This is a genomic window from Methylobacterium hispanicum (genome assembly GCF_022179285.1).
GTDB classification, from domain to species: Bacteria; Pseudomonadota; Alphaproteobacteria; order Rhizobiales; family Beijerinckiaceae; genus Methylobacterium; species Methylobacterium hispanicum.
In genome coordinates, this window is the sequence record NZ_BPQO01000033.1 from 50,047 (window position 1) to 73,971 (window position 23,925).

General features: G+C 68.3%; 22 protein-coding genes and 4 pseudogenes. 18 read left to right on the top strand and 8 right to left on the bottom strand.

Features of this window, described 5'->3' with window-relative positions:
* Positions 1-196 precede the first annotated feature (196 nt).
* The gene (locus MFF56_RS27125) at positions 197-1,108 is read right to left on the bottom strand and encodes a LysR family transcriptional regulator (protein ID WP_043378370.1); all 912 of its coding nucleotides are present in this window, start codon (positions 1,106-1,108) and stop codon (positions 197-199) included.
* Between the two features lie 306 nt (positions 1,109-1,414).
* Here MFF56_RS27125 and MFF56_RS27130 point away from each other — a divergent pair, with 306 nt between their 5' ends.
* The 7 genes and pseudogenes from MFF56_RS27130 to MFF56_RS27160 all read left to right on the top strand — a co-directional run bounded on the left by MFF56_RS27130 (position 1,415) and on the right by MFF56_RS27160 (position 6,791).
* The gene (locus MFF56_RS27130) at positions 1,415-2,281 is read left to right on the top strand and encodes an alpha/beta fold hydrolase (protein ID WP_043378372.1); all 867 of its coding nucleotides are present in this window, start codon (positions 1,415-1,417) and stop codon (positions 2,279-2,281) included.
* A gap of 2 nt (positions 2,282-2,283) precedes the next feature.
* Positions 2,284-3,216 (top strand): C-terminal binding protein, encoded by a 933-nt coding sequence (locus tag MFF56_RS27135; RefSeq protein ID WP_043378923.1) that lies wholly within the window; start codon positions 2,284-2,286, stop codon positions 3,214-3,216.
* An 18-nt stretch (positions 3,217-3,234) separates the two neighbouring features.
* The gene (locus MFF56_RS27140) at positions 3,235-3,810 is read left to right on the top strand and encodes a carboxymuconolactone decarboxylase family protein (RefSeq protein WP_043378376.1); all 576 of its coding nucleotides are present in this window, start codon (positions 3,235-3,237) and stop codon (positions 3,808-3,810) included.
* Between the two features lie 22 nt (positions 3,811-3,832).
* Entirely contained in the window at positions 3,833-4,555 is a 723-nt protein-coding gene (locus MFF56_RS27145; protein ID WP_051975893.1) for a glutathione S-transferase family protein, read from the top strand.
* Positions 4,552-5,247: pseudogene (locus MFF56_RS27150) on the top strand (glutathione binding-like protein). Before MFF56_RS27145 ends, MFF56_RS27150 begins: the two are co-directional and overlap by 4 nt.
* Positions 5,248-5,300: 53 nt before the next feature.
* A complete protein-coding gene (locus MFF56_RS27155) occupies positions 5,301-5,654 on the top strand; it encodes an ABC transporter substrate-binding protein (protein WP_043378379.1) in 354 nt (117 codons plus the stop codon).
* Positions 5,623-6,791 (top strand): IS3 family transposase gene (locus tag MFF56_RS27160; protein WP_089231281.1). Its coding sequence is split into 2 segments (ribosomal slippage): positions 5,623-5,890 and positions 5,890-6,791, totalling 1,170 coding nucleotides; the frame shifts between segments, so codons are not numbered across the junction. Before MFF56_RS27155 ends, MFF56_RS27160 begins: the two co-directional genes overlap by 32 nt.
* A 69-nt stretch (positions 6,792-6,860) precedes the next feature.
* On the opposite strand, the pseudogene MFF56_RS32355 reads toward MFF56_RS27160, so the two are convergent.
* Positions 6,861-7,691: pseudogene (locus tag MFF56_RS32355) on the bottom strand (FAD-dependent oxidoreductase); the annotation flags it as partial.
* 135 nt (positions 7,692-7,826) lie between these two features.
* Between MFF56_RS32355 and MFF56_RS32360 the strand changes: the two are divergent.
* The 3 genes and pseudogenes from MFF56_RS32360 to MFF56_RS27175 form a co-directional block, all read left to right on the top strand.
* Positions 7,827-8,030, top strand: a pseudogene (locus tag MFF56_RS32360) (TetR/AcrR family transcriptional regulator); the annotation flags it as partial.
* Positions 8,031-8,054: 24 nt separating this feature from the next.
* Positions 8,055-8,498, top strand: coding sequence for a WHG domain-containing protein (locus MFF56_RS27170; protein WP_238231793.1), 444 nt, complete (start codon positions 8,055-8,057; stop codon positions 8,496-8,498).
* A gap of 599 nt (positions 8,499-9,097) precedes the next feature.
* A complete protein-coding gene (locus tag MFF56_RS27175) occupies positions 9,098-9,652 on the top strand; it encodes a GNAT family N-acetyltransferase (protein WP_051975895.1) in 555 nt (184 codons plus the stop codon).
* 205 nt (positions 9,653-9,857) lie between these two features.
* On the opposite strand, the gene MFF56_RS27180 is transcribed toward MFF56_RS27175, so the two are convergent.
* Positions 9,858-10,676 (bottom strand): helix-turn-helix transcriptional regulator, encoded by an 819-nt coding sequence (locus MFF56_RS27180; protein ID WP_043378391.1) that lies wholly within the window; start codon positions 10,674-10,676, stop codon positions 9,858-9,860.
* Between the two features lie 96 nt (positions 10,677-10,772).
* Between MFF56_RS27180 and MFF56_RS27185 the strand changes: the two genes are divergently transcribed.
* Both MFF56_RS27185 and MFF56_RS27190 read left to right on the top strand, forming a co-directional pair.
* Positions 10,773-11,318 carry a carboxymuconolactone decarboxylase family protein gene (locus MFF56_RS27185; protein WP_043378394.1) on the top strand — a complete coding sequence of 182 codons (546 nt, stop codon included), beginning with the start codon at positions 10,773-10,775 and terminating at the stop codon, positions 11,316-11,318.
* A gap of 107 nt (positions 11,319-11,425) precedes the next feature.
* The gene (locus MFF56_RS27190) at positions 11,426-11,812 is read left to right on the top strand and encodes an SPW repeat domain-containing protein (RefSeq protein WP_043378397.1); all 387 of its coding nucleotides are present in this window, start codon (positions 11,426-11,428) and stop codon (positions 11,810-11,812) included.
* 796 nt (positions 11,813-12,608) lie between these two features.
* Here the strand turns inward: MFF56_RS27190 and MFF56_RS27195 are convergent.
* The 4 genes and pseudogenes from MFF56_RS27195 to MFF56_RS27210 form a co-directional block, all read right to left on the bottom strand.
* Positions 12,609-13,238, bottom strand: a pseudogene (locus MFF56_RS27195) (helicase HerA domain-containing protein); the annotation flags it as partial.
* Between the two features lie 463 nt (positions 13,239-13,701).
* On the bottom strand, positions 13,702-13,917 hold the full coding sequence (locus MFF56_RS27200) for a hypothetical protein (protein WP_238231794.1): 216 nt from the start codon (positions 13,915-13,917) through the stop codon (positions 13,702-13,704).
* Between the two features lie 284 nt (positions 13,918-14,201).
* Positions 14,202-15,491 carry an alpha/beta hydrolase gene (locus MFF56_RS27205; RefSeq protein ID WP_238231796.1) on the bottom strand — a complete coding sequence of 430 codons (1,290 nt, stop codon included), beginning with the start codon at positions 15,489-15,491 and terminating at the stop codon, positions 14,202-14,204.
* Positions 15,492-15,720: 229 nt separating this feature from the next.
* Entirely contained in the window at positions 15,721-16,602 is an 882-nt protein-coding gene (locus MFF56_RS27210; protein WP_238231798.1) for a hypothetical protein, read from the bottom strand.
* A gap of 231 nt (positions 16,603-16,833) precedes the next feature.
* On the opposite strand from MFF56_RS27210, the gene MFF56_RS27215 reads away from it, so the two are divergent.
* The 3 genes from MFF56_RS27215 to MFF56_RS27225 all read left to right on the top strand — a co-directional run bounded on the left by MFF56_RS27215 (position 16,834) and on the right by MFF56_RS27225 (position 18,682).
* Complete coding sequence (locus tag MFF56_RS27215; RefSeq protein ID WP_238231799.1) at positions 16,834-17,421, top strand: Rieske (2Fe-2S) protein; 588 nt, start codon at positions 16,834-16,836, stop codon at positions 17,419-17,421.
* On the top strand, positions 17,418-17,891 hold the full coding sequence (locus tag MFF56_RS27220) for an RNA 2'-phosphotransferase family protein (RefSeq protein WP_238231801.1): 474 nt from the start codon (positions 17,418-17,420) through the stop codon (positions 17,889-17,891). Before MFF56_RS27215 ends, MFF56_RS27220 begins: the two co-directional genes overlap by 4 nt.
* Before the next feature lie 200 nt (positions 17,892-18,091).
* Entirely contained in the window at positions 18,092-18,682 is a 591-nt protein-coding gene (locus tag MFF56_RS27225) for a hypothetical protein (RefSeq protein ID WP_238231803.1), read from the top strand.
* A 50-nt stretch (positions 18,683-18,732) separates the two neighbouring features.
* Here MFF56_RS27225 and MFF56_RS27230 read toward each other — a convergent pair whose 3' ends face one another.
* Positions 18,733-19,533 carry a DUF5710 domain-containing protein gene (locus MFF56_RS27230; RefSeq protein ID WP_238231804.1) on the bottom strand — a complete coding sequence of 267 codons (801 nt, stop codon included), beginning with the start codon at positions 19,531-19,533 and terminating at the stop codon, positions 18,733-18,735.
* A 284-nt stretch (positions 19,534-19,817) separates the two neighbouring features.
* On the opposite strand from MFF56_RS27230, the gene MFF56_RS27235 reads away from it, so the two are divergent.
* The 3 genes from MFF56_RS27235 (at position 19,818) to MFF56_RS27245 (ending at position 23,869) form a co-directional block, all read left to right on the top strand.
* Complete coding sequence (locus tag MFF56_RS27235) at positions 19,818-21,488, top strand: hypothetical protein (RefSeq protein ID WP_238231806.1); 1,671 nt, start codon at positions 19,818-19,820, stop codon at positions 21,486-21,488.
* Between the two features lie 80 nt (positions 21,489-21,568).
* Positions 21,569-22,411, top strand: coding sequence for a hypothetical protein (locus tag MFF56_RS27240; protein WP_238231808.1), 843 nt, complete (start codon positions 21,569-21,571; stop codon positions 22,409-22,411).
* Positions 22,412-22,643: 232 nt separating this feature from the next.
* A protein-coding gene (locus MFF56_RS27245; RefSeq protein WP_373324219.1) for an IS3 family transposase occupies positions 22,644-23,869 on the top strand; the annotation gives its coding sequence in 2 pieces (ribosomal slippage) (positions 22,644-22,905 and positions 22,905-23,869; 1,227 coding nt in all).
* The last annotated feature ends 56 nt before the right edge of the window (positions 23,870-23,925 follow it).

Here is a 23,925-nt window from a genome sequence, read left to right on the forward strand (position 1 = left end):
GATACGTCCTCGCGAATCGGCCATCGGCATGGTCCCCGACCGTGCACACGACGAGGACCGCCGCAAACGCGTGGATCCGCGAGTCGGGCACTTGTACGACATCCCGACTCTCGTCGCTCATTCAAACGACCGATGATCGACCAGTTGCGGAAACTTTCCCTTCGAGCCGAGGTAAGGCCAAGCCCTTCGAACGCTCTCAACCGGCGCCAGAGATCCGTGCGTCCTGCAGAAATTCTCTTCTCAGGTAGTCGATGGCTGCCCGCACCTTGAGCGGAACGAACCGGCGCGACGGGTAGACGGCCTGCATCGGCAACGGCATCGGCCGGTGAGCGGGGAGGATGATCTTCACCCGTCCCGTCTCGATCTCGTCGCGGAACGCCCAGATCGGCACGACGCCGATGCCGAGGCCCGCGATGACGCCCTCGCGCACCCCTTCCGAATTGTTGACCCGGAAACGACCCGCGACGTCGACTGAGACGGGTCCATCCGGGCTCGTGAACGACCAGCGGTGGCCGGCGACGAGACGCGTGTAGACGATGCAGTCATGGGCGGCGAGGTCGCCCGGGCACGTGGGTTCGCCGCATTTCGCGAGATAGGCCGGGGCGGCGACCGTGACGCGCCGCGTGATCCCGATCCGTTTCGCGACGAGGCCCGGATCGGTGATCTCGCCGACCCGGATCGCGAGGTCGATCGCCTCCTCGACCAGGTCGGAGAAGGCGTCGTTCATGATGAGATCGACGCGGATGTCCGGGTAGCGCTCCGCGAACAGCGCAAGGCGCGGCACGACGTGCAGACGCCCGAACACGACCGGCACGGTGAGTCGCAGCGTTCCGGACGGCCGGCCCTTGCGCCTGCCGACCGCGGCTTCGGCCTCGGCCAGCGTCTCGAGCGACCGCAGGGCGTGTTCGTAGAAGACGCGACCGTCCTCCGTCACGGCGAGCGCGCGGGTCGTGCGGGTGATGAGCCGCGTGCCGAGATGCTGTTCCAGCGAAGCCACTTGCCGGCTGATCGTCGGCTGGGTGGTACAGAGCTCGGCCGCCACGGCGGTGAAGCTGCCGGCCTCCACGACCCGCACGTAGGTCCGCATGGCCGTGATCAGGTCGTTCATCCATACCGTCCCCGTATCGTCCGGAGCTCCGACACCCCGTAGCCGACCGCGGCGGACCGGTCACCGATGACTGCCGATCGAGGCGGTGGATTCCGGCGGGCGACGACGCCCGCGAGACCGACGCATCCTTCGGCACGCGCCGCTCGCTCGCGCCGCCACGGTCCCCGTCGCCACGGTCCCCGTCGCCACGAGCGCCCAGGATCTTCCAGCACGTACTCATACAGGTCGCGTATAGATCCTATTCCCGCGTCACCTCTTCTCACGACTCCCGGTTGTCCGCACGCTGGTTGCAAAGGGGAGACCCTCATGACTCCGGATGCACGGCACCATACGGCCCAGGTCAACGGCATCCGGATGCACTACCTCGACGCGGGTGCGGGCCCGGCCGTGCTGCTTCTGCACGGCTATCCGGAGACGCATTTCGCGCGGCGCCATCAGTGGCCCGTCCTGGCCGAGCGGTATCGAATCATCGCTCCGGATCTGCGCGGCTATGGCGCGACCGACAAGCCCGATACGGGATACGACAAGCGGTCGATGGCGGGAGACGTCCGGGCCCTGATGGCGCATTGCGGCATCGGGCGTGCCGCCCTCGTCGGTCACGACCGCGGCGCCCGTGTCGCGACACGGTTCGCCAAGGACTACCCGGAGGCCATCGACCGCCTCGTCGTGATCGACAACATACCGACGCGCGTGGTCTTCCAGGCCACGGACGCGCGGCTCGCCAAGCTCTATTGGTTCTTCTACTTCCAGCAGGTGCCGCATCTTCCGGAGGCGCTGGTCGCAGGGCGCGAGGAGATGTTCCTGCGGCACTTCTTCGATAGCTGGTCCTACGCGCCGGGTGCGATCGGCGAGGAGGCGGTGGCGGAGTACGTCCGCGCCTATTCTCGGCCCGGCGCCTTCCGCGGCGCCTTCGCGGACTACCGGGCAGGACCGGTCGACCTCGCGCAGGACGAGGCCGACGCCGACCGGCTGATCGCGTGCCCGACCCTCGCGATCTGGGGCGCCGACTTCGACCTCGTGGGCCGGACCTTCGACGTCCTGGCCGTGTGGCAGGGCATGGCCGGAGACGTGCGCGGCGTCGCCATTCCGCAATGCGGGCACCTGCCTCCAGAGGAGCGGCCCGACCGCGTCAACGCGGAACTCCTTGCCATTCTCGAGCCGTGGCGGGGCTGACCATGACAAGGCGGAAGGTCGTCGTCACCGACCACGTATTCCCGAACCTGGAGCCCGAACGCGCAATCCTCGACGGCTTGGCCGATCTGGTCGTCGCGCCGTCCACGGACCCGCAAGCTCTGCTGGAGGTCTGCCGCGATGCCGACGCTCTGCTGAACTGCTACGCGAGGCTTCCGCCGACCCTCGTCCAGCAACTGGAGCGCTGCGCGATCATCGCGCGCTACGGCATCGGCGTGGACACGATCCCGCTGCCCACGACGCGGGACAAGGGCATCCGGGTGACCAATGTCCCGGACTACTGCATCGAAGAAGTCGCCGATCACACCCTGGCGCTGATGCTGGCGCTCGCCCGCGGGCTGGTCCGCGGGATCGACCAGACCCGCGCGGGCGTGTGGAACGTGGCCGCCGTCGCGCCTCTCCACCGCCTCCGCGGACGCACGCTCGTCCTGCTCGGGTTCGGGCGCATCGCGCGCGCCCTGGGCCTGGACATCCTCGTGTGCGACCCGTTCGTCCCTCAGGACCCGATCGCGGGGCTGGGGGCCCGCCGCGTCGAACGCGACGAGGCCTGGGAGGCGGCCGACATCCTCTCGCTCCACGTGCCGCTGGAGGCCGAGACGCACCACGTCGTCAACGCCGAGAGCTTGGCGCGGCTGAAGCCCGGGGCCCTCCTCGTCAACACCTCCCGCGGCGGCCTCGTCGACCTTCCCGCAGTGTGCGCGGCGCTGGCATCGGGGCGATTAGGCGGCGCCGCGCTTGATGTCCTCGAGACCGAGCCGCCGACGGCGGAGACTTGGATCGGGACCGTTCCCAACCTCATCGTGACGCCGCACCTCGCCTTCTACTCGGAGGAATCGCTGGTCGATCTCCAGAGGCGCACCGCCGAGGAGGTGGCCCCGGCGCTGCGCGGCGAGCCAGCCCTCAATCCCGTCCACTGATCGCAGGAAGGCACCGTCATGGACCTGACCATCCACACCCCCGGGACCGCGCCCGAGCGGTCGAAGCCGATCGCGGCCGACTCGCTCGAGCGCTACGGCTTCCTGCCGAACCTGCACGGGATCATGGCCGAGTCGCCGGTTATGTACGAAATCTATCGGCAGACCGGCGCGACCTTTGCCAGGCGCACCCTGTCCGTGCTCGAACGCCAGATCGTCCTGCGGGCGATCGACTACGAGAACGAGTGCCATCACTGCATGGCGGTGCACTCGCCGATCGCCACGCGCGAGAGGATTCCCGGGGCAATCCTGTCCGCGCTGCGCCACGGCGACCCGCTGGCCGACCCGAAGCTCGAGACGCTGCGCAGCTTCGCCGCCGCCATGACCCGGACTCGCGGCCAAGTCGGGCAGGCCGAGCTCGATCGCTTCGAAGCGGCGGGCTACACGCGGGAGAACCTGATCGAGGCGATCGTCGCCATCGGGTACGAGGTGCTCGGCAACGACATCGATCACGTCGCGGCCACGCCCCTCGACGCGGCGTTCGAGGCCTACGCGTGGAGCAAGCCCGAACCCGTCCAGCAGGCCGACGCGGCCTGAATGGCGCGGTGGAACGGGTCCGATGGCGCTGAAGCTCTACGATCTCGCGGCGGCCGACGAGCGCGTCCGGTTCAGTCCGTTCGTCTGGCGCGTGCGTCTGGCGCTTGCGCACAAGGGCCTCTCGGCTGACACGGTGCCGTGGCGCTTCACCGACAAGGCGACCATCGCCTTCTCGGGCCAGGATCGCGTTCCCGTCCTAGTGGACGAAGGCGCGGTGATCGTCGATTCCTGGTCGATCGCCTGTCATCTCGACGCCAAGTATCCCGACCGGCCGTCCCTGCTGGGTCCGCGCGAGGCCCGAGCCGGGATCGTGTTCGTCAGGAACTGGTGCGACGGGGTCGTGATTCCCGGGATCGGGCGCCAGATCGTGCTGGACGTCTGGACCATCCTGCACGAGCGCGACCAAGAATACTTCAGGCGCACGCGGGAGGCGCGGTTCGGGGCGACGCTCGAGGCGGTCGCGGCGGGCGCCGATCAGGCCCTGCCCGCCTTCCGGGCCTCCCTCGAGCCGCTCCGCGCGACCATCCGGTCGCAACCCTTCCTGGGGGGCGAGCGCCCGAACTTTGCCGACTACATCGTATTCGCCGCGTTCCAGTGGGCTCGATGCTCGTCGCCGCGCGGACTCCTGGCGGCGGACGACCCGGTCGCGGCCTGGCGCGACCGGTCGCTCGCCCTCTTCGACGGCCTGGCTGCGAGGGCGGCTCGCGCCCACCTCTCCAACGAAGGATCGGATTCTCCGCCATGATCGACGTGCATTTCTGGACGACCCCGAACGGCTACAAGATCCTGCTGGCGCTGGAGGAGGCTGGAGCGGCCTACCGGATCGTGCCGGTCAACATCAGCGAGGGCCGGCAGTTCGAACCCGACTTTCTGCGCATCTCCCCGAACGGCCGCATGCCGGCCATCGTCGATCACGCGCCGGCCGACGGCGGCGAGCCCGTTCCGGTCTTCGAGTCCGGCGCGATCCTGATCTACCTCGCCGAGAAGCTCGGCGGCCTGATGCCCGACGACCGGCGCAGCCGCAAGACCACGCTGGAATGGCTGATGTGGCAGATGGGCGGGCTCGGCCCCATGCTCGGCCAGAATCACCATTTCAGCCACTACGCGCCCGAGCGCATTCCCTATGCGATAGAACGCTACGTCAAGGAGACGTCGCGCCTCTACGGGGTCCTCGACGAGCGATTGGCCGATCGCCCCTTCATCGTAGGCGACGCATACGGCATCGCCGACATGGCGGCCTACCCGTGATGCCTGCTGTGGGAACGGCAGGGTCAGCGGATCGAGGAGTACCCGAACGTCCGCCGTTGGCTCGATGCCCTGGCGGTGCGCCCCTCCGTGCAGCGCGCCTACGCGGCCGGTAAGGCCGTCAACTCGACTCCGACCGTCACCGAGGAGTCGAAGGCCATCCTGTTCGGCCAGGGACGCCGCGGCGGCTGAGCGCCGCGACCACGCTTCCGAAGCCCGAGCGTCACGACACGGGGAGGACGACCATGACCGGACGGTTCGGCGCGCGCGGCCGCGCCGCCGCGTTCCGCGCGCTCGCGGCGGCCCTCGTCCCGACCGGTGCTCCGGCCGCGGAGGCCTTCTCCGACGGCGTCGTCAAGATCGGTGTGCTCGGCGACCGATCGAGCGTCTACGCGGACAAGTCGGGCGCGGGCTCGGAGCTGGCCGCCCGCATGACCGCGGAGGAGGCGGCGGCGCTGTTGCCCGGGGTCGCCATCCGGATCGTCGGCGCCGACCACCAGAACAAGCCCGACATTGGACTTGCCTCGCAAAAGTGGAGAGCTCTTTTCCTGAAGGAGGAGGGTTCCGATGTCAGACCGGAAGCAAACCTTTACCCCTGAGTTTCGTGCCGAGGCGGTGCGACTGGCGCAGACGAGCGGGCGGTCCCGCCGGGAAGTCGCCGCCGATCTAGGCGTCGGGCTCTCGACGCTGCGCAACTGGATCGACGGCCGACGTGAGCGGGAGATGGACCACCCGCCGGCGGAACGGCAGGAGGACATGGCCGCCGAGCTCAAGCGCCTGCGCCGCGAGAACGAGGTGCTGCGCCAGGAGCGGGAGATCCTGAAGCGGGCCACGGCTTTTTTCGCCAAAGAGGGAAGTCGATGAGGTTCCGCCTCGTCGACGCGGCGAAGAAGGACTTCCCGGTCGCGCGCCTGTGCAAGGTCCTCGACGTCAGTCCGAGCGGCTACTTTGCCTGGAAGAATCGTCCGGCTTCGGCACGGCAGCGCGAGGACCTCGTGCTGCTTGCCCATGTTCGCTCCGCCTTCACGCTCTCGCACGAGACGTATGGCAGCCCGCGCATGACGCATGAGTTGCGCGAGCAGGGCTTGGCGGCAGGCCGGCGACGCGTGGCCCGGCTGATGCGGGAGAACGGGCTCAAGGCCCGCCAGCCGCGCCGCTTCCGACGCACGACGGACAGCGGCCACGCCTTCCCGATCGCGCCCAACCACCTCGACCAGGACTTCACGGCGGCTGGGCCGGATCGGAAGTGGGGGAGCGACATCTCCTACATCTGGACGCGGGAGGGCTGGCTGTACCTGGCGGTGGTCCTCGACCTGTACTCTCGACGGGTCGTGGGCTGGGCGGTGGGCGACCGTCTTCACAAGGAGCTCGCGCTGACTGCGCTGCGACGTGCCCTCGTCGTCCGGCAGCCCGGACCAGGTTTGCTGCATCATTCCGACCGCGGCAGTCAGTACTGTGCGAATGAGTATCAGGCGGAACTACGAGGACATGGCATCGTGATTTCGATGTCTGGCAAGGGGAATTGCTTTGACAACGCGATGGTCGAGACGTTCTTCAAGACGCTGAAGAGCGAACTGGTCTGGCGCACCGCCTTCCAGACGCGAGCCGAGGCCATCGACGCGCTGGCCCGTTACATCGATGGCTTCTACAATCCCCGACGCCGTCACTCGGCGCTCGGCTTCACCAGCCCCACCCAATTCGAAAGGGGCATCGCCCACCACACCGCTCTCCACTAAACTGAAGCAAGTCCAATCGCGGATGCCCGTGTTCAGACCTTGCCCGCCGGCCGGGCTGTTGAGGTGCGCGGCGTCCCCCGCCAGCAGCACGCGCCCGCTCCGGAAATGAGGCGCCACGCGCTCGTGCTTGCGGTAGGCCGAGGTCCACACCGTCTTCCGCCAGGCCCCCTCGCCGAACAGAACCTCTGTCAGCTCTCGCGCGTGATCGGCGAGCTCGGCGTCCGTCAGCGTGTCGGGAATGCCCTGCTCGATCAAGCGCCATATCCGCGGCGCATACCGGATCGACATAAGGAGCGACGGGCGATCGGGCTCGGCGAGCCACCCGTCCGCGGTGTCCGCCTCCTCGCTCACCTCGACATCGGCAAGGACGGCTCGAGTCGCGTAGGTCTTACCCTGCAACTCCCAGCCGAGCTGCTGCCGAACGCTGCTGTGGGAACCGTCCGCCCCCACGAGGAATCGCGCCTCGACGACGCTCTCGACGCCTTCCCCTTCGCGAAGACGAACATGCACGCACCCGCCGGCCTCATCGTCCTCGAATCGAACGAACGAGCATCCCATACGCAGCTCGATCCTGTCGTTGCGCTGGGCGTGCTCGAAGAGGACGCGCTCCGTGCGGTTCTGAGGGATGGCGAGCAAGTAGTTACACTGCGTGATCGGGTCGTAGGTTCCGAAGTCGAAGTCGATGAGGGTCTTGCGGTCTGACGCGCGGCGCAGCCGGAGGTGGGACGACTGCTCGCCGCTGACGATCAAATCCTCGACCACGCCGAGCGACCGAAAGATTTCCAGCGTCCGTGGAAACAGCGCGATTGCGCGGGAGTGAGTGTCCAGCTCCCGCTTCTGATCGACGACGATGCTCCTGACGCCCCCTCTTCGCGAGGCCGAGAGCGAGCGTGAGGCCAACGGGGCCGGCGCCGCAGATAAGGACTTCGGTGCTTTGAGGAAGGGACGACACGATGATCTCCTCGGATCATTGCCACGGCGCCGCGACCCGCTATGTTGTCAGCGACAACACACAACTGGGAGCCTTTGTAGGCTGTGTCAACATTGGATCGCGAATCCTGCTGCCCATCCGGCGCGCGGCGTTACCATCACGGTAACCTGCGCGATGCGCTGCTCGAACGGGCGGCCGAGGTGATAGGTGCGGAGGGAATCGAGGCGCTGAGTCTGCGGGCGCTCGCCCGCGACCTCGGCGTCTCGCACGCTGCACCCGGCAGACACTTCCAGACCCGGACGGACCTCCTCGCCGCGCTGGCGGAGGACGGCGTGGACAGGCTGATCGCGGCGACTGAGTCGGCGATGGCCGCATCGGGCGGTGATCCGGTCGAACAGCTTCGCTCGCTCGCCAGCGCCTATCTGCAATGGGCCAACGAACACCCCGCACACTACAACGCGGTCCGGAACCCGGAGGTCGTCCGATGCGCGAGCCCGGGCCTTAAGGCCAAGATGATGCGGTTCGCCGAGAAGCAGAGGGCAACTTTGCGGCAGGCGCAGGCCGCAGGATGGATGGTCGAGGTGGACCTCGACCTCCTGATGTTCCAGTTCGTGGCGACCCTGGTCGGGTCGGCCACGGTGATCTCCGATCCGCTCTATCGTGAGGTGCTCGGACCGATCTGCGCGCCCGACCGCGTGGGTGACATCGTCGAGCGCGCCTTCCCCCGGATGACGGCATCGCCCCGATTCGGCGAGCAGGCCAGGACGCGCGGCTGAGCAGCACCGGCATTGCGCGACCAGGTCCCGGAGAATGCAGCCACAGCAACGATCGGGGTTCACGATGGCATACGAGAAAGGCGCAGCCGCCGTTCTCCGCAACGGCTCGGCCGGAGGTTCCCGCCTCGGGCGGAGCGGGTCGTCGGCGGCAGCACCGAGAGCGCGACGCGCGTGAGGAAGAACGATCCGCCCCAACGTACGGATAGGGCGAGCAGAATCGTCTGCTCGGACGCGGTCATGCTGCGGTTCACGGAAGTGGACTTGGCGGGACGGTTCAGTCGCGGAAGGCCATCCGGTCTGCACCGCGTCCACGGGGTCGCGCATCCCGCTTCTTGCGCCGCAATCTCGATCGATCTGCCGGCGCCCGGCGGCTCAAGCCGTGATCGCCTGGTTGGGCCACAGCCAAGAGCACGGCGTTATTGGACGATCCAGCCCGCAGGCTCGGGAGACCGCCGAGAAGCGCCGGCGCGGTTGTTCGTTCATCGGATGCCTTCACCCATGACAGGCGGATCGGTCGGGTCGCGGAGGACTCCAGACCAGGAATGGCGAGGGTTGGATAACATGATGTCGGCGCACCGCCCGGGGGACTAAGCTGAACGATGACGCACGATCTGCGACAGACGGATGGGGCGCCCGAGGTCTCGACGCATCCGCCCGAAGTGACCCTCGTGGCCGGCTACCAGAGCGGTGCTCTCGCGCGCTGCACGGAGATGCACGCCCAGCACTACGCGAGGATTGCGGGGTTCGGACGCGCGTTCGAGGCACGCATCGCCGCAGGTCTGGCCGATTTCGCAGATCGACTCGATCATCCCTGCAACGGCCTCTGGCTCGCGGTTCGCCGGGGGCAGATCGTCGGCACGGTGGCCATCGACGGCGAGGACATCGGCGCGGGCATCGCGCATCTGCGCTGGTTCATCGTCGATGACGGATTGCGCGGTGGCGGCGTCGGCAGAAGGCTGTTGACCGCCGCTGTGGGCTTCTGCGAGCTGCGGGCCTTCGACGCCGTCCACCTTTGGACGTTCCAGGGCCTACATGCCGCCCGTCACCTGTACGAGTCGCACGGCTTCCGGCTTGTAGAGGAGCGGCCCGGACAGCAATGGGGGGTAGAGGTGCTGGAGCAACGTTTCGCCCGGCCGATCACGCGGGCGGGCTGACCCTCAGACGCAACGGCGCTCAATGGGCGGCGGCGTGTTCGCCTGACTTGGGTCGGAAGCGGAGCGTTCGCTGTTCCGGCGGCCCTTCTCCGAAGCGGGCGGACCGAATCGGCCAGCTCCTGCTGACGTCAAGGGGTAGCTGAACGCCTTGGACGGGTGGATTTCCGCCCGACCGCTCCCGGAGGGCGGATGCATCAAAGCAGGCTTACTCAGGAGATGCGCTGTCCTGTTGTTCGCGCGGTGAGTGCCCGACGATGCGGGAGAACACCCGCGAAAACGCAGCGGGGCTGTCGTAGCCGACCTCCGCGGCCACGCTCTTGACAGACTTGCCCTTGGCGAGGCGCTGGCGCGCCACTGTCATCCGCCAGAGCGTGAGATAGTCGATCGGTGTCCGGCCGACAACGACGCGGAAGCGCTCCGCGAAACGGGTGCGCGACATGCCGGCCACCTCGGCGAGGTTCTCGAGCGACCAAGGCTTGCCCGGCGCCTCGTGCAGCGCGGTGAGCGCACGCGCCAGCCGGGTGTCGGCGAGCCCCGCGAGGACGCCGCCGTCGACGAGACCGCTCCTCACCACGTGCCGCACGATCAGTATCAGCAGGTAATCGAACAGCCGGTCGAGCGCCGTCTGCCGGCCGTCGCCCTCCGCGAAGGCCTCGTCGACGATCAGGTCGCAGGTCGGCCCGAGCGCGGGATGGCTGGCGAGCGGCAGCACCACGAACGCCGGCAGCCCCTCGCCGATCGGGCTACCCGCTTCGCCGCCGAGGTCGACGGCAGCGCAGGCAAGGTCGGCGCCACGCTCGGGGTCGACGAGAAAGCGGTGGGTGCGGCTGCGCGGGAAGAACAGCAGCGTCGGCTCTGAGAGCATAAGGTCGGGCTCGCCACGTTGCGCGAGCGTCAGCGTGCCGGCGTTGAGGAAGTGCAGATGGCCGCCTTCGGCGAATTCTACCGCCTGGCATAGGTTGCCCGTGAAGAAGGTCCGCGCGGTGGGCGTGGCGTGGGCGAAGAGGGCGGCGAGGTGATCCATCGGGACGATCGGCAACGTTCTCGGGACCTACGCTACCGCGTCGTTCGGCATAGAGCGGGCGTGCAAGCCGCACAAACCAAGACGAGGATCTCGCCGATGCCCCGTATCGCTCCCATCGACACCGCCCATGCCGCCGCCGAAGTCCAGGCGACGCTCTCGGCCGTGAAGGCCAAGATCGGCATGGTGCCGAACCTGTTCACCACCTTCGCGCAGTCGCCCGCCGTGCTGAACGGCTATCTCGGCTTCTCCGACGCGCTCGCCAAGGGCGCGCTGACGGCCAAGCAGCGCGAGATCATCGCGCTTGCCGTCGCACAGGCCAACGGCTGCCACTACTGCCTGTCCGCCCACACGCTGATGGGCAAGGGCGCGGGCCTGACGCCCGAAGGCGTCCATGCCGCCCGCCACGGCAAGGCGCAGGACGCGCTCGACAACGCGGTCGCCGCCTTCGCCCAGCGCGTGGCGGAGGCGAAGGGCCACGTGAGCGACGCCGACATCGCCGCCGCCCGTTCGGCCGGCCTCGACGATGGCCGGCTCGTCGAGGTGATCGCCAATGTGGCGATCAATGTCCTCACCAACTTCACCAACAACGTCGCGCTGACCGACATCGACTTCCCCAAGGTCGACGTCGCGCTGGCGGCCTGACCCACGGCGGACGCGGCGTCTTACTAGCCGCCGCGTCCGACTCCCTCGACGTCCATCAACTGCGGCCTCGCCATGACGAGCGTTCGCAAAGCCAACAGGAGAGTGTCATGAACTTCCGTTTCGTCACCAAGACCGTCCACGCTTACCTCGACTATCCGGTGGCGCTGAGCCTGATAATCACCCCGTTCCTGCTGGGACTGGGCAAGACCAACCCGCTGGCGCTGTGGCTGTCGGTCGCGACTGGCGTCGCCGCTTTCGCGCTGACCTTCCTCACTGACCACAAGACCGGCGTCATCCGCGTGCTGCCCTACTGGCTGCATGTGGCGGTCGATCGCTTGGTCGGCGCCACCTTCATCGTCGCGCCGTTCGTGCTTGGCTTCGAGGGCCTCGACGCGATCTACTACTGGGCGAATGGCGCGGCGGTGCTGCTGGTGACGTTCGTCCTGAACGCGCCCGAGACCGAGGACCGCGCTCCGGTTCTCGCCGACGCTTGAGCTCCGGATGACCAGTCCTGAGGCGGCTGGACGCAGGCTCGGCCGCCATTTCATTCGCCTGGATCATCCTCCGGTGGGTTAGGCCGATGCGCAGGCGGAGAGGAGCCGGACATGACGACCACCATGGACGCGCGGCTCATCGAGGCGCGTCGGTGCGTTGTCTTTGTGCTGCACATACCGCGGGGATCCGCTGTCGATCGTGCAAGCGGGTGCAGGCGCCCGACTGCCCGCTTCTCCGGCGTACTTACGGCAAAGCGGATCAGCGGCTTTCGGCCATTCTCGGTCGTCCCGGCGCCAATCAGATTGCCGGCAATCAGACCATCCGAAAGCCTGGTCGGAAGCAGCCCCTCGCTACGGATACCAAGCATTGATTTCCGGCCGGTAGCCGCGCCGGAGAGCGACCTTACTCGGAAGCCACCATGTCCCTTCCACGAGAACTTCATCGGACGACGGTACGCCGAACGCGAAGCTAAATGCCGAACTTCCGGCACTCGATCCGCTTCCGACCTCGCGCCCTCATTCGGGCGCTCCGCAATCTGAGGTAGTACGTTCGGAGGCAGACTTCGCGGCCGTCACAAAGGAACGATCGACCGAGACTATTGCGCGATCGTGCATCGGGCCGAGGCCGGCGGGTTTGGTGCACCGTTCCATCAGGTCTGGACGGCCAAAAGGAACAGGGCAATCCATTGCCAGGCAATCGATACCGTGGCACGGGAGGGCACCGGAAGGAACCGGAAGGAGCGGAGGCCGCACTTCGACCGCCGCTCCAGGCGGGGCCGCGATGTGCGGCGCCGGAGTCGAGCGAGGTTCTTCCCATAAGGAAGTTTGACGCTTCGGCTGCGACGTTCTTCGCAACTTTTGCCAGTCTTTGAGTTGCGATTATTCCAGCAAGGCCTCTTTTACGCCCGCGGCACATGAGGTTCGTCATCGCGCCGAGCGACATGCGACGGGCATCTTCGGAGAACTCGCCCTTCTCGACGGGGGCGAAGAGCTGAGCCTCGTCCACCACCACCAGGGCGGGGTGCCAGAACTCCCGGTCGGCGTCGAAGAGCGCGTTGATGAAGAGGCCGGCCGCCCGCATTTGGCCGTCGACTTCAAGGTGCTCGAGGTTGAGGACGGCCGAGATGCGGGACTGGCGGACGCGCGACGCGATGGTCTCGATCTCGGCGTCGCTTCGGCGTGCGTCGATCACGAGATGACCGAAGCGCTCGGAAAGCGAAACGAAGTCGCCCTCGGGATCGATGATGAGCTGCTGCACCTGCTCGGCGCTCTGCTCGAGGATCCGGCGGATGAGGTGCGATTTGCCGGAGCCCGAATTGCCCTGCACGAGAAGACGCGTCGCGAGCAGTTCCTCGATGTCCATGATGGCCGGCGCCCCCGGCGCGCCCTTCACCACGGTCTCCCCCAGCTCGATCTCGATCTTCATCGTCTCTCCAGCCGATCCGCGGCGCAGGATTGCAAAGGAACGATCAAGCCCCGAACCGCGCCCACTGTCCACCGTCCTCGCCTGCGTGCCGCTCCTTCGATCGGCCGGCAAGCGGCGGCGGATTCCGTCCACCTCCAGAGTCCGGTCCGGCGTCATGGACAGGCGGAAGCCACTATGAGGTCGGCCAGCAAGGTCCGGGCCCGTCCGAGGCAGGATGGATCAGGCCCTTAGGCTTGGGCCGGTCGCCGGGCCAGAGGCCGACGTCACCCTGAGCGGATCGGCCGGGAGAGCCTGGATCAGCGATCCGTTTCGATGGACCTGGAAGACCGGCGCTCCCCGCCCGGCGCGGATCTCCGGAGCCGTTCCCGACCGCCTTGCAATCGAGGACGGCTCCGAGCTTCCATCGCGAGTGGCTCTTCTGCATCGAACCAGCGCCCGCTTCGGCGTAGAGCGGTCCAGATGCCTACTTCGTGATGCGCTTCGGCGAGATGGGATCGCTCGCCGGGAACGTCTCTTCGACGGCTTCATCGAGCAACTGGTCCTGGCGCTTCTCCAGATCCTCGTCGGGCACACGGGGCCCCGGGGCCGCGTCCGCGGCCCGGTCGGGATCTCCCTGGCTCGATATGCGCCCTTCGAGGCTGGCGGCGGCGGGTGGAATCGCTTGCCCGGTGTTGGTCATGGTTGCTCCGATCTCGGCATGGCGCGTTCAGATGGCGTCCGTTGACCAGCCTGAAAGGCGGATCCCTCCTACGTGAGATGCCGGGCGGGCACGCCGCCTGTCTGTTCCAGGCGGAGCCGCGTCGATGGCGGCCGGCAGGAAGGCCCTCCCCTACGCTTTGCGGCGGCGCGAACCATCCCATCCCTCCGGGATGTTCTCCGGCACAGCCTGGACCGCTTCGCGCCGGCCGAGTGTCGCGCCTACTTGCCGCTTTCGCCTAGCGCGCAACCCGAAGGGATGACGCACTAACGTGAACCGGTGACCGCACGCACCGGCGCGCCCGCAAGATCGACCGTCGAGCCGACCGTCGCCCGGAAGCCGCTGCCTACGTTCGAGAGGTGCTCGCCATAGGTCTCGCGCGTCTGCGGGTCGACCAGCGCCACCGGGGCCGCAACCGCCAGCGCCGCACCGGTCGCGACCGTCGAGGCGGCGCCGGCCGCCGTGCTCACCAGACGGTCGCCTATGCCCATCTGCCCGTCCGAGATCGGCTGCCCGTCGGCAAGCCGCCTGCCGAGCAGCGCGACGACCTCGCCCGAGGCGAACTTGCCGTGGTTGAGCGCGTCGTCGCCCTTCACCGTCGACAAGTTCAGGACCCCGATGTTCTGCCGCTCGAGCTCGGTCTTGTACGGCTCCGCGTTCGGGTCGATGGCTCCCAGACGCACGCTGTCGCCCCAGACCAGACGTGAGACCGCAAGCGCTTGGTCGTCGCCCGAGACCATCAGCGTCAGGCGCGGCCGATCCGACCCCATGTCGCGGAACGCCTCGCGGGCGAGGTCCATGTCGACGTCCGGCGCGGCGAGGATCACGTTGCGGATCTTGGGGGCGACGCGCTTGTCGCGGATGGCCATCTGGCGCAGGCTCTCCAGGGTCAGCCAGTTGCCCATCGAGTGCGCGAGCACCGTGACCTCGCCGACGTTCGGATCCTTGGCCAGATCCCGCAGGAGGGTCTCCAGACCGTTGCGCGAGAAGTTCGTGCTCTCCCGGTCGTAGCCGTAGGCGAGCACGCTGCCCTTGGACGGCCACGTGAACAGGACCGGCGCGACCTCGGCGCCCGAGTCGTGCACGATCTGCGCGAAGCGGAAGACGGCGTCCTCGAACTTGTTGTTGAAGCCGTGCACGAACACCAGCACGTGGCGCTTGGTCCCGCGCTTGGCGGCCCGGCCTGTCCAAGCGGCGACCCTCGAGCGGTCGACCGGCTCGGCGCGAAGGGCCACGAAATCCGTGGCGGGGTTGCCGGGGAGGGACTTCGGCCACTGCACGGTGCCGGGCTGGCGCGTGGCGTCGGGCGGGATGGACACGGCGAGGTCGGTGTAGGCGACGGCATCGCCACGCTCGCCCGAGAACAGCACGCCGCGGTCGGTCGCCGATTTGCGGGTCGTCGCCACCAGCATGTCGACGCGTGAGGTGCCCGGAACGGGCTCGACGGCGGCGATGGGGAGCAGCACCCCGGTAGGACGGCCGGCGCAGGCGGGAAGCGACAGGACCAGCAGGACGGCCAAGGCCGCGCGCAGGGGTTTGTTGATCGGTTCCGACACCCGTGCCACCCGTTCACGTCAAAAGGAGTCCGTGACGGGCGTCGCGTGGCGAACCGTCAGGGCACGCGCGAGCTACGGGGTGATTGCGGCATCACACGGGCTCGCGGACGTCGATCGCCGTATGCAGCCGTGAGGAAGACGCGGACCGTGTCGGCCTCGGTGTCGTCCTCGGGCGGGCGCCGCCGCCGCGGCAGTGGCGTCTACCGGCCGGCCCAGGGCTTACCAACGGTCACGGACCGATGCACTCCTTCCGGAACGCCGCGACTGCGGCGAGGGATTGGCCGGGCTCGGTGGCGAAGGCCCAGATATCGTCTCCGGCGCGGATCACGACGGGCTTGCGCCCCATGCCGTTGAAAATCCTGCCTAGATGGTCGTCGCCGTCGAGTACGAGCGTCCTGGCGTCCATCCCGAACTCGCGCGCGAAGGTCTTCTCCTCCTGCGTGTCGCTCCGTGGCAGCGGCACGCGCGGACCGTCAGCGGTTTCGGCCGAGACCGCGGGGGGCAGCCGGCGGCCGAAGAAGGTCATGGTCGGCGATTTGTAGTCGCAGGCGAAGGCGAGACATGCCCGCCCCTTGCCCTCGTCGAGATTGTCGCAGGCCCACGACCGCCGTGTCTTCGCATCGTAGACCCATTCCGTCAGCGACGGGACTACCGGTACGGCGGATGCGACCGTTCCCGCCCCGCACCGGACGTAGCTCCCCTGCCGACGGCCCTGCACGATGGTCGACAGGCGGCCGTCCGACCCGAGCGCGTAACTCCTGGTCTCCTTCCACGTCTCTCCCTCGCCCGCGCACGACATGGAGAGCGTCCACACATCCCGGTCCGCCTTGGCCTGATCGATCTCGCACAGGGACTCCCAGCCACGGAATTTCCTGCCCTCGATCCGGAAGTTGCCGTCGGACGGCTCCCTGCAATCCTCCGCCTTCGGCGCCCAGACGCCCTCGTAGGGCCTGGGCGCGGGACCGGTAGCAGACTTCGGCGCCGGCCCGGCACGGGAGCCCTCGTCGTAGCACTGCAGGCGCTTGGCGGGATCGGTGATCGCGGCGCAGTCCCTCGAATGCGCATGGAGGGTCGATCCCAGCAGGATCGCGACCGCGACGAGCCGTACCATCGAACCCCCTCCCCTACTCGTCCGGCCGCAGCTTCGCCGCGCGTCGCCGCCATGGCAAGCGTCCGGATCCGGAGCGTAGGCCGACGTCGTTTCCATTCCGGGCCGGGCGCTGCAGCCATTCGTACGAATCGAAGGCACGGAGCTGAGCTGTCGGTAACCTACAAGCGGGAGGTTCATTGCTTCGCGGCGGTGCCCTCCCCTATCGTCGCCGGAGAACCGCCAAGGGATGTCATGTCGAAGCTCAGACACGTCGAAACGTTGACGTCCGCTCCGGTCGTCGGGCAGCGCTATCTCGTTCCTACCGTCCTGTACCCCTGGTTCGGGTCTACGGAGGCTTGGCCGGTGATGGGTCCGAAGCACACCGACGCCGAGCACATCGGCTTCGACGTCCCGCACTTCCACGTCGACGTCAGGTTCCTGTCGGACGCGCAGGTCAGGCGGATCGAGCGCCGGCGGAATTTCGGCGACATCGAGAGCATCGCCGCGGGCTACCCGCTGGCGACGAGCCATACCGGCTCCGAGGCCGAACCGCATCCGGAGCCGGTGTTCAGGAGGTTGACGTGCCGGCGGCCCGGACACGGCTATCCCCGCCACGCGGCCGGCGCCCGCCAGGGCCTGCGCGCGCTGGCGGCCGCCTACGCCGGCCGGAAGTGCGGCCGCAACGGCGCGGGTCTGCTGGTCTGCCCGCACAAGGGCTTCGTACTCGGCTCGCTCGAACCGGATGCGGAGAGGCGCGTCGTCTGCCCGCTGCACGGCCTCGTGGTCGACGTCGCGACCGGCTCCGTCGTCGGAGGCGGCGCCTGCGCCGAAGCGGCATGAGCGATGACGGGACCGCCCCCCTCGTCCTGGCGGAGGGGCCGCTGCCGCCCTTCCTCTACCACGGTACCTCGACCAAGTACCTGGACCAGATGCTCCGCGACGGCCTCGAGCCGTGCCACCTGACCGGCGCGGTGCAGATGGGCTGCTACGCGGACGATCCCGCGATCTCGTGGCATCACGCCGAGTGCATGGCGGAGGCGGAGGACGCCGATCCGATCCTCTTCCGCATCCCGATCGACAGGTTCGATCCCGGGAGCTTTACCCTCGACGACAAGTTCGTGGAGCTGGCGCCCTCGTCAGGCAGAGGCGTCGCGCTCTACCATGCGACGGGCCATGCCGCCTGGGAGCGGGCTCCCTGGACGTGGCGTGCGATGCTGCATCTCGCCGGATCCGTCGGCTACGTCGACACGATCCCGGTCTCGCGGGAAGACGTGGTCGCTGCCGACGGCCTTCCGCGGGAAGTCGGGTGACGCGACGTCGGGAAGCCTAGCCGCGCCACGCGCCCGATCCGGGCCAGGCACGCTTCGGCCGACCGGGATTTCCCCGAGGCGCTGTGGAGATCCGGGATGCCGTGCGGGATCCGGCTTCCCGCACTGCGGGCGGCATCCACGATCGGCTATACCCCGCCACCGGCACTCCCCCCTTCGACCAGCCCCCCGAGGATCCGCACGTGCATTCCCCCATTTCCGATACCGGCGGCGACAGCGTCGTCGTGCTGGCGGATGCGGCCTCGCTCGCGGCCCTCGCGGGCGCCGATCTCCTTGACGTTCCGCTCCGCTTCGGTCCCGTCGTGGTTCCGGACACCGCGGAGGCGGAACTCGGGGACGACGACGCGGCACTCGCCGACAAGGTCTCATCGTGGATCGAGGCCAACGGCATACGGGCGGGAGCCCGGACCTGGGTCGTGCGCGCGCCGGTCGGCGGGACTCGGGGGCCACGGCTCGCGACGGACGACGGGCGCCTCGTTCCTGGAGGCCCGATCGACCATGCGCTCCTCCGCTGGCTGCGGGAGAACGTGCTCGTGCAGGGCGGCTCGAGCCTCGTCGTGGCCGAAGGCGGTTCGCTGTCCGATCTGATGGAGAGCATCGCCCTCCCGGACGGCGTCGCCGTGCTGGATGCGGCCGCCTTCCTGCGCCTCGCCGCGGGAGCGGGGCATCTGCCGGACGAAGCCTCCGGCGAAATGCCGGGCGCGGTATCGGCAGGTCCCGGGTCCGAGCCCGTCACCTCCCTCGACTCCGGTCCGCGGCAGGGCCCTCGCTGACCTCGCCGGTCGAGCCTCGCGGCTCGGCAGCCGGTTCGTTGCGACCAGGATCAGGGCGCGGGCGCGCGGACCGGGATTTCGGCCGGAGGAAGCCATTCCGGAAAGGCATCGGGACCGGGCTGCGCGTTGATGTCGTGGACGCTCATCCAGTCCCAGAGGTCGTCGAGCGTCTCCATGATGCCGACACCGAGATCCTCCCGCAGGATCCGCACGACCTCGGCGTCGGCGACGGACACGTCGAGATACCAGCCGCGATCGAACCAGCGGGCGCCGAGTTCCTTCGCCCGCTCCTTCCAGGCTGGTGGCACGTCCCGCAGGCGGCGCCATTCCGGTCGCGGCCGCGGCGTCATCCCGAGCCGCTCGAAGGGTTCGAGATCGACGCCGGCCATCACGAACCAGCAGCGGCGACCGCTCTCCCACATCGCACCGAGCCGCTTGGCCGGCTCGTTCGCACCGTTCGCGACCACGATGTAGGTCCGCCCGAGCTCCTGCGTCGACCGCCAGAGGTTCCGCTCCGTCAAGGCGACGGGCTCCGTGCCTTCGCGGATGTCGATCTCGCGCGCCGGCGCACGCCGCATCGATCGGCCGACCGCATCCTCCTCGGGTTTCGTCAGCATGTGGCCGACGGCGCGGCACTCGTGCCGGTACAGGGTGCGGGTCGGATCGTCGACGAGCTCGGCGACGAAGGGCTTTCCGTTCACGCTGCCGCGGCCCATCGCGTAGCGTCGCTCGAACGGGCCCCGCATCGGATGTCCCGTCGGCAGAGGTCCGCCGACGGCATCGTGCAGCTGCTCGACAGCGCTCGTCAACGCGACGACCTCGCTCCACACGACGACATGCCTGACAGCCACGACGACACCTTCTCCGACCCCTGGCCTTCATGTCGCGGCGGAACCGACGAAAGGTGCAACCCCGAGAACCCTCCGCCTCGCGGTCGGAATGACGGCTTCGTCGATCCCCCGCCGTCGGCGGCCGCAAAATCATCCGCGTCGGCGTCGATCCGACCGGGAGAGGCCCTGGACCGGTCGAAGGGTTGGTTTACGCTTCGGACGACTGCATCGATCAAACGCGGCCGAGTCCTCAACCTATCCGCAATGTCCGCCGTCTAGATTGAGCCGTACTTCCGGGGGCATTCATGACCGCCACGGCCGCAGTCGCCACACAAGTCGCCGATCTTTCGCGCAAGCCGGACCTTCTCGCGATGTTCGACATCGCGGGCGGCCACGAACGGGTCGAAGCCCGACTGCGGAACGCGCTCGACGGCAACGGCGCCGCGGGCGCCGACCTCGAGATCCTCGAGCGGAAAGCCTCCGCCCAGGCCATCCGCGTCGTCGCCGAGGCCGACACGTCCTGGTCCTACGGCAGCCGCTCGTTCGCGGGCCGCGCGAAGGGCAGCATCGAATACGTGTCCCCCGGCGCCCTCAAGCGGGTCATGAAGCAGCGCTGCGAAGAGTGGTCGAAGTCGAAGCCGGTGATGGACCTGCTGAGATCGAAGCTCGCCTCCGACCCGAAGGCCGGGATGCTGCTACCGGCAGAGTTCCCTCTGGGCGCGGTTCCCCATACGGTCGGATGCGAGGAGCCTTGCACCCAGTGTCGTGGCCTGGGAACGCACGACTGCCACATCTGCAGAAGCGGCAGGGTGAACTGCTACCACTGCGGCGGCTTGGGCGAACTGCACGTGACGGGGCAGCAATACCGCGCCCGTTGCCCCACCTGCCGCGGAAGCCGGACGGTCGGCTGCCAAGGTTGCGGCGCGGCGGGCTGGGTCCACTGCTTGCCGTGCGGAATGTCGGGGATCATCACGACGCTGTGCGAAGGTACGGTCTCGGCCAAGGTGGCCTACAGGACCGAGCCTCTCGACGGCTTCGACCCGGCATGGCGCGCGGCCCTGACCACGAACGGCCACGCGTGGCTCGTGGACATCTGCAAGGCCGGGAATGCGCCCAGGCTCGCGGAGGTCCCCGGCGGGATCGTTGTCCAGTGGAGCATCGCCGTCCAGGTGCTCACCCAGCGCTTCCGGATCCTGGGGAAGGCCTACGAGGCCGTCTTCGTCGGGAACAAGGAGACCGTCTGGAGCATGCCGCGCTTCCTCGACGCCGCCGCGAAGCCGATCGCGGAAGCGATCTCGCGTGCGATGCCGGTGGAAGCGTTCGCGTTCGCCGACCGGCATCCGCTCTCGAAGGACGTCAGGCGCGTCGTGCTCGACGGCGGCGAGGACGAGCAGATCAGAGAGCGCTTCGAGTCCGCCGTGTCGCCCGAGTTCATCCAGAGCTTGCGGCTGTCGCTCCAGCGAGCCCGCGACACCATCGCGGCGCACGCCATCAAGGCCGCTTGGCGACGGGCGATCCCCGTATCGCTGCTCCTCGTCGGCTACGGCGTAGGCACCGGTCTGTTCGGACGTCTCCTCCCCTCCCCCCGCGGCTCCGGCGGGGCCACGACGGGCGACCTCAATCTCTTTGCCGGCCTCGTGGTCTTCTGCGCCCTGGTCGGTGCATCCTACTGGCTGGCGGGCAACGCGGGGCGGAACGCGCTGAAGGTCGCCCTCGGCACTCCGGTCAAAGCCATGCCGCCCCAGGGCAAGGCCCCCGCCATCGCGGCTCTCGTGGGCATCCTGCTCTACGCCGGGATCGCCTACTTCGTCGGGCGCTCGAGTCCGGATGCGGGCGTCGCGCCGGTCGTCTCGACGCCGCCGCACGCATCCGCTTCCGTAAAGCCGGTGGCGGCCGCCGTCCCGTCCGCATCCGACCTCTACGACCGCAGCTTTCCGAAGGTCGCCCCCCCGACGGTGCCGTTCTCAGGTCGCTGACAGGACAGTCCCCTGTTCGGGGTCGCATCGCTGCGGCATGATCCGCGCGACATCGATCGCGATCTCTGCCGAGGGGGAACATGCTGCGCTGGGTGTTGGTCGCGAGCGTCCTGACGCCGTCGTTCGTCATGGCCCAGGCCGCGGACCCCGGATGCTCGGGGACGGCGGACGATCGGGCGCGCCTCGCCTGCTACGACGCGAAGTACCCTCCCCGCGGGCGCGTCGGTGCCGCCAAGCCGGCGCCCGCGGCAGACCCGGACGTCGCCCAGATCGTCGCCTCAGGGCCGAAATGCGATCTGCGGGCCATCTTCGAGACCGTTCACCGGATCGCGGCCAGTCCGAAGGGCCAGTTCGAGACGACGGCTCAACACCGCGACAGGCTGAACAAGGCACTGTCCTCCTCGGGACAGCCGATCACCGACGTGCTCTGCCTGACCTCGTATTCCAGGCAGCCCCGATACGACGCCGACAGGGGAGCCTTGGAGATCGAACTCTCGGACCCGTTCGCGTCGGACCCGGCTCAGGAGCTTCCGGCCGTACAGGTGACGGACGCCCGCGGATCGAAGGCGATCGTCCGCAGGCAACGCTCCGTCAGCTGGATGGTCCTGATGGGGCTTCACAGCGAAAGCCACCATGTTCCGTTCCCGATCGATGCGGCCAGAAGTCTGGATGGATCCGTCCGGGCCGGGATCGTCGCGGACATCGTCGAACCGTTCACGCAACAGGACGCCCCCGGCCCCGTCGCCGCCGACGGGATCGACAAGGAGAGCGTCGTCAACGTGATCTACATGGCTCCGAAGCACTTGGTCCTGTTCGACAATCGCAACAACAAGTTGCTCTGGAGCGCCAGGATCCTACGCTGCACCGCCACCGGCGGCGCGCTCCGCTGGCGGATCGGCACCTGCGAGAAGCCCGACCCTTAGAGATCGAACTGACCAAACGATAACCGCCGCGGACGTAAGGCTGGCCCCGATTCGACCCTGCCTCGGCATCCGCGGCTCGGCATAATAATCAATGCGAGTAACTACCCTTATTGCAGGTGTTTGCAAGATCTGCCGCGATGATCTGCCCGATCTTGATCACTGCCGGTGATCCGGCCCCCTGTGAGTGGTCCGCCCTGAGGTATGGCTTTCGAGCCAGGACGAGGACGGACGGATGGGAACGAAGCGGCACAAGCCAGAGGACGTGATCGCCAAGCTGCGACAGGTGGACGTGTTGGTCGGCCAAGGCCAGAGCGTCGGCGAGGCGATCCGCTCGATCGGCGTGACGGAGGTGACGTACTACCGCTGGCGCAAGGAGTACGGCGGGCTGAAGTCGGATCAGGTCCGGCGGATGAAGGAGATGGAGGTCGAGAACCAGCGTCTGCGCAAGGCGATCGCCGACCTGACGCTGGACAAGTTGATCCTGCAGGAGGCCGCCCGGGGAAACTTCTGAGCCCCGCGCGCCGACGCGCCTGTGTCGAGCACATCGTGGCGACGATGGACGTATCCGAGCGCCGGGCCTGCCGGGCGCTCGGGCAGCATCGCTCGACGCAGCGCAAGACGCCGCGGGGCCGGGATGACGAGGCGGCGCTGACGGCCGACCTCGTCGCGTTGGCTGAGCAGTACGGGCGCTACGGCTACCGCAAGGTCGGCGCGCTGCTGAGGGCAGCCGGCTGGCTCGTCAACGCCAAGCGGGTCGAGCGCATCTGGCTGCGCGAGGGGCTGAAGGTCCCGGCCCGCCAGCCCAAGCGTGGCCGCATCTGGGACGGGGACGGCTCGTGCCTGCGGCTGCGGCCAGAGCACCGCAACCACGTCTGGTCCTACGACTTCGTCGAGGCGCGCACGCACGAAGGCCGCCGGTTCCGGATGCTCAACGTCGTGGACGAGTTCACGCGCGAGTGCTTGGCGATCCGCGTGGCGCGCAAGCTCAAGGCTGCGGACGTGATCGACGTGCTCTCCGACCTATTCAGCCTGCGCGGCGTGCCCAAGCACATCCGGTCGGACAACGGTCCGGAGTTCATCGCAAAGTCGGTGCAGGCGTGGATCACCGGCGTCGGCAGCAACACCGCCTACATCAACCCGGGCTCGCCGTGGGAGAATGGCTATGTCGAGAGCTTCAACGCCCGGCTGCGCGACGAACTGCTCAACGGTGAGGTCTTCTATACGCTCAAGGAGGCGCAGATTATTATCGAGAGCTGGCGCCGGCACTACAACACGATCCGACCGCATGGCGCGCTCGGCTATCGCCCGCCGGCCCCGGAGGTGTTCGTGCCAGCCTTCACCGCTTGGCCGGCTGCGCTCACCCGACCGGCTCCGCCGGCCAAGCTACCCGTGGTGCAGAGGCCTGACGTCCCCCCATCGCTTTGGTCCGGCGTGAGTGCGAGTTTTCCGGTTGTGTGAGCCCCTGAGGGGAGGAGCAGAGCCGTGAAGAAGAGCAGGTTCACCGAAGAGCAGAT

What these genes read in the sequence shown, in the direction of transcription:
- MFF56_RS27175 (WP_051975895.1), top strand. Translation starts at nt 9,098, where the DNA reads ATGACGCACGATCTGCGACAGACGGATGGGGCGCCCGAGGTCTCGACG.
- MFF56_RS27140 (WP_043378376.1), top strand. Translation starts at nt 3,235, where the DNA reads ATGGACCTGACCATCCACACCCCCGGGACCGCGCCCGAGCGGTCGAAG.
- MFF56_RS27125 (WP_043378370.1), bottom strand. Translation starts at nt 1,108, where the DNA reads ATGAACGACCTGATCACGGCCATGCGGACCTACGTGCGGGTCGTGGAG.
- MFF56_RS27240 (WP_238231808.1), top strand. Translation starts at nt 21,569, where the DNA reads ATGCTGCGCTGGGTGTTGGTCGCGAGCGTCCTGACGCCGTCGTTCGTC.
- MFF56_RS27235 (WP_238231806.1), top strand. Translation starts at nt 19,818, where the DNA reads ATGACCGCCACGGCCGCAGTCGCCACACAAGTCGCCGATCTTTCGCGC.
- MFF56_RS27145 (WP_051975893.1), top strand. Translation starts at nt 3,833, where the DNA reads ATGGCGCTGAAGCTCTACGATCTCGCGGCGGCCGACGAGCGCGTCCGG.
- MFF56_RS27220 (WP_238231801.1), top strand. Translation starts at nt 17,418, where the DNA reads ATGAGCGATGACGGGACCGCCCCCCTCGTCCTGGCGGAGGGGCCGCTG.
- MFF56_RS27185 (WP_043378394.1), top strand. Translation starts at nt 10,773, where the DNA reads ATGCCCCGTATCGCTCCCATCGACACCGCCCATGCCGCCGCCGAAGTC.
- MFF56_RS27215 (WP_238231799.1), top strand. Translation starts at nt 16,834, where the DNA reads ATGTCGAAGCTCAGACACGTCGAAACGTTGACGTCCGCTCCGGTCGTC.
- MFF56_RS27210 (WP_238231798.1), bottom strand. Translation starts at nt 16,602, where the DNA reads ATGGTACGGCTCGTCGCGGTCGCGATCCTGCTGGGATCGACCCTCCAT.
- MFF56_RS27130 (WP_043378372.1), top strand. Translation starts at nt 1,415, where the DNA reads ATGACTCCGGATGCACGGCACCATACGGCCCAGGTCAACGGCATCCGG.
- MFF56_RS27200 (WP_238231794.1), bottom strand. Translation starts at nt 13,917, where the DNA reads ATGACCAACACCGGGCAAGCGATTCCACCCGCCGCCGCCAGCCTCGAA.
- MFF56_RS27180 (WP_043378391.1), bottom strand. Translation starts at nt 10,676, where the DNA reads ATGGATCACCTCGCCGCCCTCTTCGCCCACGCCACGCCCACCGCGCGG.
- MFF56_RS27190 (WP_043378397.1), top strand. Translation starts at nt 11,426, where the DNA reads ATGAACTTCCGTTTCGTCACCAAGACCGTCCACGCTTACCTCGACTAT.
- MFF56_RS27135 (WP_043378923.1), top strand. Translation starts at nt 2,284, where the DNA reads ATGACAAGGCGGAAGGTCGTCGTCACCGACCACGTATTCCCGAACCTG.
- MFF56_RS27155 (WP_043378379.1), top strand. Translation starts at nt 5,301, where the DNA reads ATGACCGGACGGTTCGGCGCGCGCGGCCGCGCCGCCGCGTTCCGCGCG.